15 protein-coding genes and 1 rRNA gene are annotated in these 13,442 nt (G+C 63.2%); 12 read left to right on the top strand and 4 right to left on the bottom strand.

Annotated elements, in window-relative coordinates; genetic code table 11:
* Window positions 1-93 precede the first annotated feature (93 nt).
* Window positions 94-209, top strand: a 5S ribosomal RNA gene (gene rrf, locus GEV37_RS05295).
* 79 nt (window positions 210-288) lie between these two features.
* Here rrf and GEV37_RS05290 read toward each other — a convergent pair.
* The 4 genes from GEV37_RS05290 to flgA form a co-directional block, all read right to left on the bottom strand.
* Window positions 289-1,029 (bottom strand): SDR family NAD(P)-dependent oxidoreductase, encoded by a 741-nt coding sequence (locus GEV37_RS05290; protein ID WP_227389182.1) that lies wholly within the window; start codon window positions 1,027-1,029, stop codon window positions 289-291.
* A 104-nt stretch (window positions 1,030-1,133) separates the two neighbouring features.
* Entirely contained in the window at window positions 1,134-1,583 is a 450-nt protein-coding gene (locus GEV37_RS05285; RefSeq protein WP_227389181.1) for a flagella synthesis protein FlgN, read from the bottom strand.
* A 7-nt stretch (window positions 1,584-1,590) separates the two neighbouring features.
* Window positions 1,591-1,854, bottom strand: a complete 264-nt coding sequence (flgM, locus tag GEV37_RS05280; protein ID WP_227389180.1) for a flagellar biosynthesis anti-sigma factor FlgM — start codon at window positions 1,852-1,854, stop codon at window positions 1,591-1,593.
* A gap of 100 nt (window positions 1,855-1,954) precedes the next feature.
* Window positions 1,955-2,668, bottom strand: coding sequence for a flagellar basal body P-ring formation chaperone FlgA (gene flgA, locus GEV37_RS05275; RefSeq protein ID WP_227389179.1), 714 nt, complete (start codon window positions 2,666-2,668; stop codon window positions 1,955-1,957).
* Window positions 2,669-2,853: 185 nt separating this feature from the next.
* Here flgA and flgB point away from each other — a divergent pair, with 185 nt between their 5' ends.
* The 11 genes from flgB to flgL are packed head-to-tail and all read left to right on the top strand — an operon-like array spanning window position 2,854 to window position 13,415.
* On the top strand, window positions 2,854-3,276 hold the full coding sequence (gene flgB, locus GEV37_RS05270) for a flagellar basal body rod protein FlgB (RefSeq protein WP_227389178.1): 423 nt from the start codon (window positions 2,854-2,856) through the stop codon (window positions 3,274-3,276).
* 24 nt (window positions 3,277-3,300) lie between these two features.
* Window positions 3,301-3,711 (top strand): flagellar basal body rod protein FlgC, encoded by a 411-nt coding sequence (flgC, locus tag GEV37_RS05265; RefSeq protein WP_227389177.1) that lies wholly within the window; start codon window positions 3,301-3,303, stop codon window positions 3,709-3,711.
* A 2-nt stretch (window positions 3,712-3,713) separates the two neighbouring features.
* Entirely contained in the window at window positions 3,714-4,409 is a 696-nt protein-coding gene (locus tag GEV37_RS05260) for a flagellar hook assembly protein FlgD (RefSeq protein ID WP_227389176.1), read from the top strand.
* 35 nt (window positions 4,410-4,444) lie between these two features.
* Complete coding sequence (flgE, locus tag GEV37_RS05255) at window positions 4,445-5,674, top strand: flagellar hook protein FlgE (RefSeq protein WP_227389175.1); 1,230 nt, start codon at window positions 4,445-4,447, stop codon at window positions 5,672-5,674.
* A gap of 29 nt (window positions 5,675-5,703) precedes the next feature.
* The gene (locus GEV37_RS05250) at window positions 5,704-6,462 is read left to right on the top strand and encodes a flagellar basal body rod protein FlgF (RefSeq protein ID WP_227389174.1); all 759 of its coding nucleotides are present in this window, start codon (window positions 5,704-5,706) and stop codon (window positions 6,460-6,462) included.
* Window positions 6,463-6,492: 30 nt separating this feature from the next.
* Window positions 6,493-7,275 (top strand): flagellar basal-body rod protein FlgG, encoded by a 783-nt coding sequence (gene flgG / locus GEV37_RS05245; RefSeq protein WP_227389173.1) that lies wholly within the window; start codon window positions 6,493-6,495, stop codon window positions 7,273-7,275.
* Between the two features lie 32 nt (window positions 7,276-7,307).
* Window positions 7,308-7,994, top strand: coding sequence for a flagellar basal body L-ring protein FlgH (locus GEV37_RS05240; RefSeq protein ID WP_227389172.1), 687 nt, complete (start codon window positions 7,308-7,310; stop codon window positions 7,992-7,994).
* Between the two features lie 48 nt (window positions 7,995-8,042).
* Window positions 8,043-9,149, top strand: coding sequence for a flagellar basal body P-ring protein FlgI (locus tag GEV37_RS05235; protein WP_386111246.1), 1,107 nt, complete (start codon window positions 8,043-8,045; stop codon window positions 9,147-9,149).
* Window positions 9,149-10,171 (top strand): flagellar assembly peptidoglycan hydrolase FlgJ, encoded by a 1,023-nt coding sequence (gene flgJ, locus GEV37_RS05230; protein ID WP_227389171.1) that lies wholly within the window; start codon window positions 9,149-9,151, stop codon window positions 10,169-10,171. Before GEV37_RS05235 ends, flgJ begins: the two co-directional genes overlap by 1 nt.
* A gap of 60 nt (window positions 10,172-10,231) precedes the next feature.
* Window positions 10,232-12,175 (top strand): flagellar hook-associated protein FlgK, encoded by a 1,944-nt coding sequence (gene flgK / locus GEV37_RS05225; protein WP_227389170.1) that lies wholly within the window; start codon window positions 10,232-10,234, stop codon window positions 12,173-12,175.
* Window positions 12,176-12,191: 16 nt separating this feature from the next.
* A complete protein-coding gene (flgL, locus tag GEV37_RS05220) occupies window positions 12,192-13,415 on the top strand; it encodes a flagellar hook-associated protein FlgL (RefSeq protein ID WP_227389169.1) in 1,224 nt (407 codons plus the stop codon).
* The last annotated feature ends 27 nt before the right edge of the window (window positions 13,416-13,442 follow it).

Genomic DNA, 13,442 nt, shown 5'->3' with positions numbered 1-13,442 from the left:
TGACAACGAATGAAAGAACACCGGATACGTGCCGAGAACGCTCGGCAGAGACGCCACGAAACACGCCCAGCATGATGTACATTGACAGTTACGCCTGACGACCATAGCCTGCGTGAACCACCCGATCCCTTGCCGAACTCGGAAGTGAAACCGCAACGCGCCGATGGTAGTGTGGGGTCTCCCCATGCGAGAGTAGGTCATCGTCAGGCACCTCTCCGAAAAATCCCCCGTCTCCTCGAGGCGGGGGATTTTTTATGCCTGGAATTCGAGATTCGAAGGCAACGCGCATCACCACTCGATGGGCTCTCCTGCCCAGTCCCAGAAGCTGCCGGTATCCTCGGGACATCGCTGGTCGATCACGGCCAGCAGGCGCTCGGCGACGAAGGCCGGTGTGAAGAGCTTGTCCTCGGGAACGCGTGCCTGGAACGGGCGGGAAAGCGATGTGTCGGTGGTGCCCGGATGAAGGCACAGGACGATAGCCTGTGAGTTGATGCGGGCCAGCTCGATGGCAGCGGTCTTCATCAGCATGTTATGGGCCGCCTTGCTCGCCCGGTAGCTGTACCAGCCGCCAAAACCGTTGTCGCCGATCGACCCGACCCGAGCGGAGAGGCTGGCGACGATGCAGGGATGAGAGCCCTTGAGCGAGCCGTTCAATGCCGCCAGCAGCCGTAGCGGTGTGGCCGCGTTGACATGCATGACCCGGGCGAAAGCGCTGGCGTCGAACTGTTCCAGGCGCTTTTCCGGCGCTATATCATGCTCATGATCGTGCAGAGTGCCGACACCGTTGAACAGCAGATGGAGTGGATGATTTTCGAGGGCGCGGGCGACGGTATCGATGCCTTCCTCGGTAGTGATATCCGCCGTGATGGGAGTGACGCGCTCGTCGCCATAGGCCCTTTCGGTACGACTGACGGCCAGTAGCTGGCCCACGCGAGGCGAGTTCAGAAGTGCCTCCACCACGGCGCTCCCGATGCCACCTCCAGCACCAGTGACCAGCGCGGTAAAACCGTCGGGTAGGTGATCCAGCATGCAAAAGCCTCCTGTCGAAAGAACAGGATTAAGCATAGTGGGTCTGGCAGATTCGGCGTGTTTGAAGATGTAACGCGTTACACGGAAAAGCAGATAGCGGCGGGTCAGGCAGAGGTATTGAGGCGGCTGGATTGCGCCTTGTTGCGCCCGTTGGGCTGGTAAAGCGTCTTTTCGGCAATCTGCTGGATATAGCTCAGCATGTCCTGATTGTGCTTCATGCGTACCGATAGCATCTGGCCCGTCAGCGCATTCATGCGCGCGGCGCGCTCGCTCTTGTCGAGAAGCGACTCCCAGTCGGATTGGCAGCCTGCGTCCCTGGCCGCCTCACGGGCGCCATCGGTATCGTCGCTATAGCCCAGCCGCCGCTGCGTCGAACGGCGCAGCGTTTCCATCCGTTCGAGCGCCTGCAGAAGCGTCTGCTTGGCTTCGGCGATACCGGCGAGTTCCTCGCCATCGATCTCGCCTTTGGTCAACTGCACCTGTTCGCGCGAGAGCAGGTCAAAAAGCTCGTCGAGGCGCTGGTGTTGATCGGAAAGCAGGCGGGAAAGGCTCATGGCAGGGTCACTCTTTCAGTTGAGCAATCAGGCTGTCGGCAATACGGTCGGCGCGAATCTCGAGACGGCCTTCACGGATGGCATCGCGAATCTCCTCGACGCGTGCCATGTCGATATCCTGGGAATCGTCCATGTGCATCTGGCTCAGACGGGTCGCTTCGCGCGTGGTGTTGCCTTCCGGCGACGACTGGGCGCCGCCGACCTTCTGGGTTTCTTCACGCTGCTGCGTCGGATGTGTACGCAGCAGCGGATTATGATTGTCGATTTTCACGTTGTAGGCCTCGTCGTCAACGTTGCAGCGCTATGAACGCCATGGCTCTTTGCCGTTATGAAGAGTATCGGCATCACCGACCTGGACTTTAGGTGCCGGCTCAAAAATCCACGACCAAGGCGCCCTCTCGGGTCACGCGCGCGGTGACCAGCTCGCGCGTATCGAAGCGAACCCGAATGCGCGCGCCTTCCCCGCCGCTTTCGAGCGCCTCACCCTCGCGCGTCACGCGAAAGCCAGGGCCTTGCGCCGAGACCGTGACGCGCTGGCCGCGTTCCACCAGGTCCGGCGTCTGGAGCGCGTGCGCCTGGAAGACTTCTCCCTGGCGCAGTGGGCGCTGAGCCACCTTGCCAATGATAGCATCTTCGTCGGTCAAGGCGTTGGCCGTCAGGTCGCCCAGATTGCCCTGGCGCTGGGTGATCATCGCCTGGGTGATCAGCGCTTTGCGAGGAATGTCCTGGGCGGCGACCATGTAGCTTCCGACGACGTCCACCTGGGCCTGCAGGTAGCGTACCTGGCGGCGCCCCTCGCCACAGCGAACACCTACGGATACTCGACCGATCGGCGCCTGCCGAGCGTTGGGGAAGAAGGGCTCCGGCGCGATACAAGCAGGCAGGTGGGCGGAGGGGGGCGAGACGTCGATCATCACTTCCTGACCCAGCGGCTGTGCCTGCTGGTAGAGAAAGCCCTGCACCGCTTCGATCAGCGAGGGATCGTCGCCCCGCGCCTGGGTCGCGGCCAGGCTCAGCGCGATCACCAGCAGGTAGCACAAGTGGAACGGCAGGCAGCGGAACGCGCGAAGAGAAGGGGCAAGCATGGCGGTCGCTCGATCGAAAGAGAGGGGGTAGTGGGCAGGAGTCTAATGCAAAAGACCCTCGGGCATCATGCGAAATGCTGGGTGAAAAGGCATTTGTTCCATGCTTTAGGCGCAGGGACACTTGCCTATCATGCACCCTCAGAAATTTCCGAATTATCTTTGCCTCTCAGCCTGCGGGGGACGGCATGTTCGATCATCTCGATTCAGCGTTCAATATCCATCAGCGTGCCCTCGGCCTTCGCCAGGCGCGCCACGAAGTGCTGGCGGCCAATATCGCCAATGCCGATACGCCGAACTACAAGGCGCGCGACATCGACTTCGCCAGCGAGCTGCAAAAGGCGGTCAAGGCCGGCCAGTCGTCCCAGCAAGGTGGCGTGGCGCTGTCGCGGACGTCCGAGCGCCATATCGCCGCGCAAGGCCCGGCCTGGCAGGGCGCCCAGACGGACCTGCTCTACCGCATTCCCGACCAGCCGAGTCTCGATGGCAACACGGTGGACATGGATCGCGAGCGCACCCAGTTCGCCGACAACGCCGTTCGCTACCAGGCGGCGCTGACGATCATGAACAGCCGCATTCAAGGGCTCAAGAACGCGATGCAGCCGGAATAACCCGGCGAGGAGATTCAGTAACTCATGTCGATGTTTTCAGCCTTCGATATCGCGGGCTCCGCGCTCAGCGCCCAGGCTCAGCGGATGAACGTAACCGCCAGCAACATGGCCAATGCCGACAGTATCGCCGGCCCCGATGGCGAGACCTATCGCGCCAAGCAGGTGATGTTCCAGACCCAGGCGCAGAACAACCGTTATGGCGTCGGCGGCGTGCGCGTCACCGAGGTGGTGGAGGACGACGCCCCCCTGCGCCTCGAGTACCTGCCGAGCCACCCGGCGGCGGACGAAGACGGATACGTGGCCAAGCCCAACGTCGAGCCGGTGCACGAGATGGTCAACATGATCTCCGCGTCGCGCTCCTACCAGGCCAACGTGGAAGTCTTCAACACCACCAAACAGATGATGATCCAGACGCTATCGCTCGGTGAGGGCTAGCCATGAATATCGATTCCAGCGTGATCAATAGTGTCAACGGTACAGATGCCGGCAAGGTGAACCTGTCGCCGAGCCAGTCCCAGGAAATGCGCGACAGTTTCATGACGCTTCTGATCACCCAGCTGCAGAACCAGGATCCGCTCAATCCGATGGACAACGCGGAAATGACCTCGCAGCTGGCCCAGATCAATACCGTCAGCGGTATCGAGCAGCTCAACGACACCTTGAACGGCATTACTCAGCAGATGGACGCCGGGCGTGCACTGCAGGCGGCGGGGCTGATCGACAAGGCCGTGCTGGTGCCCGGGAACAACGTGATGGTCAGCTCCGATGCGGACAACGGCAGCTACGCCACGCCGTTCGGCATCGAGCTCGATGAGCCTGCAGAGCAGGTCATTGTGACGGTCACCAGTCAATCCGGCGAGGTGGTCTACACCCGCGAGCTGGGGCCGGTGAAGGCCGGCGTCGAATCCTTCAGCTGGGGCGGGTTGAACAACGACGGTACCGCCGTGCCGGCCGGGGCCTACAACGTCAACTTCAGAGCGGTCGACGCCGAGGGCGAGCTGCTCGAGTCGCGTGCGCTGAACTACGCGCTGGTCCAGGGCGTATCGCCCGGCAACGGCGGCAGCGACGTACGCCTCGACCTGGGGGCGGTCTACGGCCAGGTAGCCCTCGATCAGATCAAGCAGATCCTTTGATTGTTCGCTTAACACTCTTTTGGTAGGGAAACATCATGAGCTTCTCTCAAGCACTCAGCGGTTTGAACGCACAGCGCGAAAAACTGGGCGCCATCGGCAACAACATCGCCAACTCGCAAACCGTGGGCTTCAAGAGCACCAGCGTTCAGTTCGCCGACGTCTACGCACAGTCGCGTATTGGTCTGGGGGTACGCAACGCTGCGGTCATGCAGGACTTCAGCCAGGGCAACGTCGAATCCTCTTCGCGCAACATGGATCTGGCGATTGCGGGCGAGGGTTTCTTCCGCTTCCAGCAGGTCAACGGCGAAATCGGCTATTCACGTAATGGCCAACTGACGATGACCGCAGATGGCCGCCTGGTCAATGCGCAGGGCGCACAGATCATGGGGTACCCGGCAGATGCCGAAGGCAACGTGCAGGCGGGCGGCAACGTTCAGCCCATGCAGGTACCGCCCGGCGACCTGCAGGCCAACGCGACCTCGCAGCTCGACATATCACTGAACCTGAATGCGGGTCAGCCGGTCATCACCGCCGACTTCGACGCCGGAAATGCCAACACGTACAACTACTCGACGAATGCCACGGTATTCGATTCGCAAGGCAATGCTCGAAACCTGTCGCTCTACTTTACCAAGACCGCTCCGAACGCGTGGAATGTCAACGGCCAGATCTCCGGTGGCCCGGCTGGCGGTGGTACCTACGCCGTCGAGCTGGGCGAGCTGACGTTCAACCAGAACGGAACGCTGGCCGGCGGCGGCGCCACGACCTTTTCCCTGGATGGCGCGGCGGGAGCGCCCGAGTTCGGGGGCGATAACCCGTTCGCGGCACTGAACGTCGGTGTCAGCTTCGAAGGGTCGACGCAGTTCGCCAACGACTCCACCGTCAATAACACGGTGCAGGACGGCTATGCTTCCGGCTCGCTCGTGGGCATCACCATCGAAAACGATGGCACCATCATGCGCAACTACTCCAACGAGCAGTCGCGCGCATCAGGACAAATCGCGCTGGTCAGCTTCCGTAATCCCGAAGGCTTGAACCCGCGGGGCGACAACCTCTGGACAGCCACGGCAGCTTCCGGCCAGGAGCTGATCAACGCACCCGGTACGGGACTGGTCGGAATGATCCAGGCGGGTGCCACTGAAACCTCCAATGTGGATCTGGCTCAGGAACTGGTCGACATGATCATTGCCCAGCGCTCCTACCAGGCGAACTCGCAGACCATCAGCACCCAGGACGAGCTTTTGCAGACCATCATCAACCTGTGATGAGCGGCGCCACCGGGAGGGAGTAGCGCGTGGATAGAATGCTGTATACCGCCATGAGCGGTGCCAAGAACGCCATGGACCAGCAGTCGGTGGTGATCCAGAACCTCTCCAACGTCTCGACGGTGGGGTTTCGCGCCCAGCTGCAGGCGGCGCGTTCGGTCCCCGTGCAGGGCGCGGGCCCACTCGATACCCGCGTCTCGGCGGTGGCGACCACGCCGGGAAGCGACTTCTCCCAGGGGCCGGTCGACTTCACCGGGCGCACGCTCGATGTCGCCATGCAGGATGGTGCCTGGCTTGCGGTACTCGCCGAGGACGGCACCGAGGCCTATACCCGGCGCGGCGATCTGCAGCTCGACAGCGACGGGGTACTCCTGAACCTGGGGCGGCCGGTGATGGGCGAGGGCGGTCCGATCGCACTCCCCCAGGGCGCCGAGATCTCCATCGGTGCCGATGGCACCATCAGCGCGATTCCCCAGGGCGAAGGCCCCAACGCGCTGGTGGATGTCGGACGCATCAAGCTGGTCACCCCGGACGAGCCGACGCTTACGCGCGGCGACGATGGCCTGTTCCGCGCACCGCTGAACGACGCCGGCGAACCCGGCGTACTGCCTGCCAACGAGGCAGCGCGGCTGGTCAGCGGCGCACTCGAGGGCAGCAATGTCAGTGCCATCGACGCCATGGTGTCGATGATCGACGTGCAGCGCCGCTACGACATGCAGATGCGCGTGCTCAGCAATGCCGACGAAAACGCCCAGCGCGCCAACAGCATGCTTTCACTCCAGGGCTGACCCCAGCCGCCCGATTAAAGGACACTCACCATGATCAAGTCGTTATGGACGGCAAAAACGGGGCTCGAGTCGCAGCAGACCAAGCTCGACGTCATCTCCAACAACCTGGCCAACGTCAGCACCAACGGCTTCAAGCGCTCGCGCCCGGTGTTCGAGGATCTGCTCTACCAGAACATGCGCCAGCCCGGCGCCCAGAACAACATTCAGGATCGGCTGCCCTCGGGCATGCAGGTCGGTACCGGCGTGCGCGCCGTGGCCACCGAGCGCCTGCATACCCAGGGTGGGCTCGAGCAGACCAGCAACTCGCGCGACCTGGCCATCAACGGTGAAGGATTCTTCCAGGTACTGCTGCCCGACGGCACCATCGGCTATACCCGTGATGGCAGCTTCCAGCTCAACGAGAACGGCCAGATGGTGACCGCCAACGGTTATCCGCTGGAGCCGGCGATCTTCCTGCCGCCCAACGCCCTCTCCGTCGGCATCGGAGAGGATGGCACGGTGAGCGTACGCCAGCCAGGCGTCGCCCAGGATACCGATGTGGGCCAGATCACGCTGACCTCCTTCATCAATCCGGCAGGCCTCGAGAGCATCGGCGGCAACCTGTATCTCGAGACCGGTGCCTCCGGTGCACCGAACCAGAACATTCCCGGCAACAACGGGGCAGGGCGTCTTTTCCAGGGCTACGTGGAAACCTCCAACGTCAACGTGGTCGAGGAGATGGTCAACATGATCCAGACCCAGCGCGCTTACGAGATCAACAGTCGGGCGATCTCCACCAGCGACGAGATGCTGGCACGATTGAGTCAGCTCTGATCCCGCCGATCGATTTTCATACAGGTCGTACGATGCTTAAAAATGCTCTCTTTCGTCGCCTCATCCAGCTGGCGGTGGTGCTCTTCATTCTGCTGGCCGCTGGCTGCGCGCAGATTCCCCGCGCCTCGGTGGTCGGCGAGCAGGAGCAGATCAATATCATCGACCGGCCGCCGGCGGTGGCCAACGGCTCCATCTACCAGGCGCGGCGCGGCTATCACCCGCTGTTCGAGGATCGCCGGCCCCGGGCGATCGGTGACATCCTGACCATCGTGCTCAACGAGCAGGTGAGCGCCAGTCAGACCTCGCAGTCGAGCGCCAACCGCAGCGGTTCGGCCTCGCTCGATATCGCCCAGATTCCCGAGATCATCGACTTTCTCGAGGATTACGGGTTCGACGTGGCGGGCGACAACATCTTTGCCGGCAGCGGCAGCACCCAGGCCAACAACACCATGACCGGGACCATCACCGTGTCGGTACTGGAAGTGCTCAACAACGGCTACCTGCGGGTGCGTGGCGAGAAGCAGATCGCGATCAACCAGGGTACCGAGTTCATTCGCTTCTCCGGCGTGGTCAACCCGCAGACGGTCACGGCGGCCAACACTGTGCCGTCGAATCAGGTCGCCGATGCGCGCATCGAGTACGTGGGCGACGGCTACATCAACGAGGCGCAGCACATGGGATGGCTGCAGCGCTTCTTCCTCAACGTGTCGCCGTTCTAGGCGCTTGGGATGAGACACCGCATGGCTTCAATCTGGAACGTCAAAGCGATGAGACGACGCGCGATGCAGCTCGTCGCCCTCGTCGTCCTGAGCCTGGTAGCCCAGGGCGCCTTCGCCGAACGGGTGCGCGAGCTCGCAAACTTCGCCGGCGTGCGCGACAACCAGCTGGTCGGCTATGGCCTGGTGGTGGGGCTCGACAACACCGGTGACCAGACCACCCAGGCACCGTTCACCAGCCAGAGCCTGACCAACATGCTCTCCCAGCTCGGCGTGAGCGTGCCGCCGGGCACCAATCTTCAGCTGCGTAACGTCGCCGCCGTGATGGTGACGGCAGACCTTCCGCCGTTCGCACGACCGGGCCAGCGCCTGGACATCGTCGTCTCTTCCATCGCCAACGCCAGGAGCCTGCGTGGCGGCACGCTCTTGATGACCCCGCTCAAGGGCGCCGACGGCGATACCTACGCCATCGCCCAGGGCAACATGCTGGTCGGCGGCGCCGGGGCCCAGGCCGGCGGCAGCAGCGTACAGATCAACCAGCAGGCGGCCGGGCGCATCCCCGGTGGAGCGCTGGTGGAGCGAGAAGTGGCGCTCAATCTGGGCGGCAACGGCGGCCTGCTGGAGCTTCAGTTGAACACCCCGGACTTCGGCACCGCCCAGCGCATGGTCAGCGCGATCAACGGCGAGTTCGGCCAGTCGGTCGCCTACGCGCGCAACGGCGGCGTGATCGCCCTCGATGGGCCGATGGACGCCAACTCACGGGTCAATTTCATGGCCCGGGTCGAGAACGTCCAGGTCACGCCCATGGAGGCCCCGGCCCGGGTGGTGCTCAACTCGCGCACAGGCTCCGTGGTGATGAACAGCGCCGTCACGCTGCGCCAGGCCGCCGTCGCCCACGGCAACCTGTCGATCGTCATCGATAGCCAGTTCGGCGTCAGCCAGCCTGCGCCGCTGGGCCAGGGTCAGACCGTGGTCGTGCCGGATGCCGATATCGACATCAACCAGCAAGAGGCCTACCTGCAGATCGTCGAAGGCGCCCAGTTGACCGACGTGGTCAACGCCCTTAACGCTCTCGGTGCCACGCCCCAGGACCTGATGTCGATCCTCGAGGCGCTCAAGGCGTCCGGGTCGCTGCGCGCCGAGCTCGAGGTGATCTGATGAGCGTGAACGACATGAGCAGCCAGTTCGCTTTTGATATGAGCGGTTTCCAGCGCATGCAGCACAACGCCCGCGTCGACCCGGAAGGCGGGGCCCACGAGGCGGCCCAGCAGTTCGAGGCGCTGTTCGTGCAGATGATGATGAAGAGCATGCGCGAGGCGATTCCCTCCTCAAATCTGATGAACAGCAGCGCTGGTGATACCTACCAGCAGATGCTCGACCAGCAGTGGTCGCAGGTGATCGCCGGTAAAGGCATCGGCCTTGCCGACGTGCTCGTCGAGCAGCTACAGCGCCAAGGGGCGATCAAGGGCGCAACCCAGGGCGATGACGAGCTGCAGGCGTTGATCGCCGGTATCCCCCGCGGCACCCCGCGGGTGCTGGACGATCCGCTCCAGCCGCCTGGCACAGTCGGCCATCAGAATGGACGCTTTCTGCAGGAGCTCGAGGCGATCCGCAAGTCCAGGGTCGCCACCGGCGTCGAGCAGGAGGCCGCTGCCACGATGAGTGCGCCGGTCATCAACCCGAACGCGCCGGATCATGTGAAGCGATTCATGGCCACGCTGGCCCAGCCGGCCCAAGCGGCAAGCCAAGCCAGCGGCGTCCCTGCCGAGCTGATTCTCGCCCAGGCGGCGCTCGAGACCGGCTGGGGTCGCCACGAGATCGCCACCCAGACGGGCCACAACAGCCACAACCTGTTCGGCATCAAGGCGGGCAGCCACTGGAAGGGCGAGACCACCGACATCGTCACCCATGAATACCTCAACGGGCGGCGCACCCAGATGGTGGACACGTTCCGGGTGTACGACTCCTTCGAGCACGCCTTCACTGACTACGCCAACCTGATCGGCAACAACCCGCGCTACCAAGGCGTGGTCGAGGCACCCAACGCCATCCAGGCGGCCCACGCGCTCCAGCGCGGCGGCTACGCCACCGACCCGCGCTACGCCGACAAGCTCGTGGCGGTGATGAATACGCTGGGGCCGCTACCTGTCGCGCAGAATTTTCTAGCCGATACGCGTTGAGCCATTCAAGTTTCACCGCCGACCGCCGATAGATAGGGCATCGGCTTGAGGAATTGAACTATGAGCATGTTTTCGACCGGCTTGAGTGGTCTCAACGCGGCGCAGAACGCCCTGAGCGCCACCAGCAACAATATCAGCAACCTGTTCACGCCTGGTTTCAACCGCGAGCTACCCAAGCTCAGCGAAGCGGGTGTGGGCGGTGGCGTGCGCGTGGATGCCATCGAGCGTCAGTTCAATACTTACGTTGCCAACCAGCTCAACAGTGCCAAGACCCAGTCAAGCGCTCTGCAGACCTACAACAATCAGATCTCGCAGATCGACAACCTGCTGGCCGACCGTGCCGCAGGGCTGTCGCCGCTGATGCAAGGGTTCTTTTCCTCCCTCGAGGATATCGCCAGTGCGCCGTCGGATCCTGCGGCGCGCCAAGGGGTACTCGGTACCGCCAACACGCTGAGCGCACAGTTTCGCTCCTTCGACGGCTATCTGCAGGACATGCAGGAAAACGTCAATAGCCAGATCAAGGATGAAGTCACCCAGATCAACAACACGCTCGATCAGATCGCCGGGTTGAACAAGGAGATCTCGCTGGCGCGTGCGCGCACCGGTGAGGCCCCCAATGGTCTGCTCAACCAGCGCGATCAGTTGGTGTCCGAACTCAACGAGCGCATGGATCTTCGCCTGAACATTCAGGATGGCAAGACCTACAACATCAGCCTGCCCAACGGACAGCCGCTGGTCACGGGCACCAATACGTTCAAACTCGAAGCCACTCAGGCGGACCACGATCCGCAGCGTACCATCGTGGGCTACCGCGACGGGGGCGGCAACCTGGTGAAGCTCGACGAAGGGGCAATCAAGGGCGGCGCGCTCGGTGGTCTGATGAGCTTCCGTTCGGAAACCCTCGACAAGACCCAGAATCAGATCGGCCAGCTGGCCGTATCGCTCTCGGTGGCCTTCAACGAGCAGCACAAGCAGGGTGTCGATCTCAACGGCGAGCGAGGCGAGGATTTCTTCAGCGTTGGCGCTCCCCGGGTCTACAGCTATCCGGGCAACGAGACCGATGTCGCCACGATCGCCTTCGATGTCGACGCCATCGATGATCTGCGCGCGGCCGACTATACCGTGCGCTTTACGCAGCAAGCAGGAAGTGTCACGCCCATCGTGACCCGCAACGATAGCGGCCAGAGCGTCGACTTCGACCAACAAGCCTGGAGTGAGGGCGAGCTGCGTTTCGGCGGCATACGCATGACCTTCGATGCAGCGCCCGAAGCGGGTGACCGTTTCGAAGTTCAGCCCGTGCGCCGTGCCGGCAACGGCATGCAGGTGGCGATCACCGATATCGACAAGATCGCGGCGGCGGACGCTGGCTTCGACGGGACCGGGGCCAGCCCGCTCAACTCCCTCACCCGCAGCGGCAACCTCGACGTCAGTGGCTTGACCTCTTCGCCGACGGCGTTCTCCGCCAACAAGCGCTACGAGCTGCAGGTGAGCGACGACGGCAAGCTGAGCGTCAGCCCGCAGGCCAGCGTGCGGGTCAACGGCAATGCCTTCGACCCGACCGCCGACGATGCCGTGCTCGAAGCCGGCGATGAGATCACCATCGACGGCGTGAGCTTCACCCTCGATACACTGCCGGGCGAGGACGACACCGCCACGCTGACGGTCAGCCAGAACATCATTTCCGCCAATGGCGACAACCGCAATGCGCTGGCGCTGCAGGAGCTGCAGGGCAAGCGCGTGGTCGGCGGTGTCTCTTCGGTGAGCTCGGCCTACGCCTCCATCGTCAGCGACGTGGGCAATCGCGCCAACATCACCCAGGTCAATCTCGATGCGCGCCAGGGGCTGACCGATCAGCTGCGCGCCGTGCAGCAGTCGGAGTCCGGCGTGAACCTGGACGAGGAAGCGGCCAACCTGATCCGCTACCAGCAGTACTACATGGCCAATGCCCGCGTGATCGATACCGCCGGAACGATCATGGACACCATCTTGAACCTGCGCGGCTGAGTGAGGAGCGTCGAGTATGCGTATTAGCAGCGTCACCATGTTCGAGCAGAGCACCGCCTCGATGAATCGCCAGCAGAGCGATTTCCTGCGGGTCGGCCAGCAGATCGCCAGCGGGCGCAAGGTCGTCAACCCGTCCGACGATCCGCAGGCCGCCGCGCGCGCGGTAGGGGTCGACCAGTCCATGGCGATCAACGAGCAGTACACGAACTCGCGGGTCTCTGCCCGCAACTCCCTCGCCCAGACCGAGAGCGTGCTCAATAGCGTCAGCGACGCGGTGACCCGCGCCAAGACGCTGCTGGTCCAGGCCTCGAGCGATACCTTGAGCGACGCCGACCGTCAGTCGATCTCCAGCGAACTCAAGGGCGTCTACGAGACGCTGATCGGGCAGGCCAATGCCACCGACGGCAACGGCCGGCACCTGTTCGGTGGGTACAAGGATGACGCCCCGCCGTTTTTCAAGAATGACAGCGGCGTCGTCGAGTATCGGGGCGACGCTTCGGCGCGGGAGCAGCAGGTCGATGCCTCGCGTCGCATGCCGGTCGCCGAAAGCGGTCAAGCGATCTTCCAGAGCGTGGCGAGCAATGCAAGCTATATCGCCAAGGCGAATCCAGACAATACCGGAAACGTCACGTTCTCCGGCCTGTCGGTCAAGGATTCTTCGGATGCGAGCTTCGGAGCGAGCTTTACCGTCCGGTTCGAGGAGAACGCTGCAGGAGAGGGATTTGTCTATCGCGTGGACGGGCCCGAAGGAGAACTTGCTTCTGGCGAGTATACGGGCGAGGGCCAGCAGATCGCCTTTGGCGGCGTGAGTCTGACCTTGACTGGCACCCCCGCCGAGGGGGATGCGATCAGCGTGGCGCGGGCCGGAAGCGCCGAGCAGCCGGCGGATCTGTTCAAGACGCTGGAAGCCGTGATCGGCGTGCTGGAAAATCCCGCCGGCACCGATACGGAAAAGGCGGCGCTGCGTAACACGCTGAACACGTCGATGCGCGAGCTGGACAACGCCTTGGACAACGTGCTCACCGTGCGCGCCTCCGCAGGCGCCCGGCTCAATGAGCTGGACGTCATCGACGCGGTGGGCAGCAATCGCATGATGAACTATGCCCAGACGCTGTCGGATCTGGTCGATCTGGACTACGCCGAGGCGATCTCGGAGTACAGCCTGCGTCAGGTCGGCCTGCAAGCCTCCCAGCGTACCTTCGTCGAAATGAAGAGCATGTCGCTGTTCAACTATATGTAGTGCACCCCAGGTAGTCCACCTCGGCTC

Origin of the sequence: Vreelandella malpeensis (assembly GCF_020622355.1) — a bacterium.
In the GTDB taxonomy this organism is placed as follows: Bacteria; Pseudomonadota; Gammaproteobacteria; order Pseudomonadales; family Halomonadaceae; genus Vreelandella; species Vreelandella malpeensis.
The sequence above is the reverse complement of the archived record's forward strand: the minus strand, read 5'-3'. Positions and strand labels throughout refer to the sequence as shown.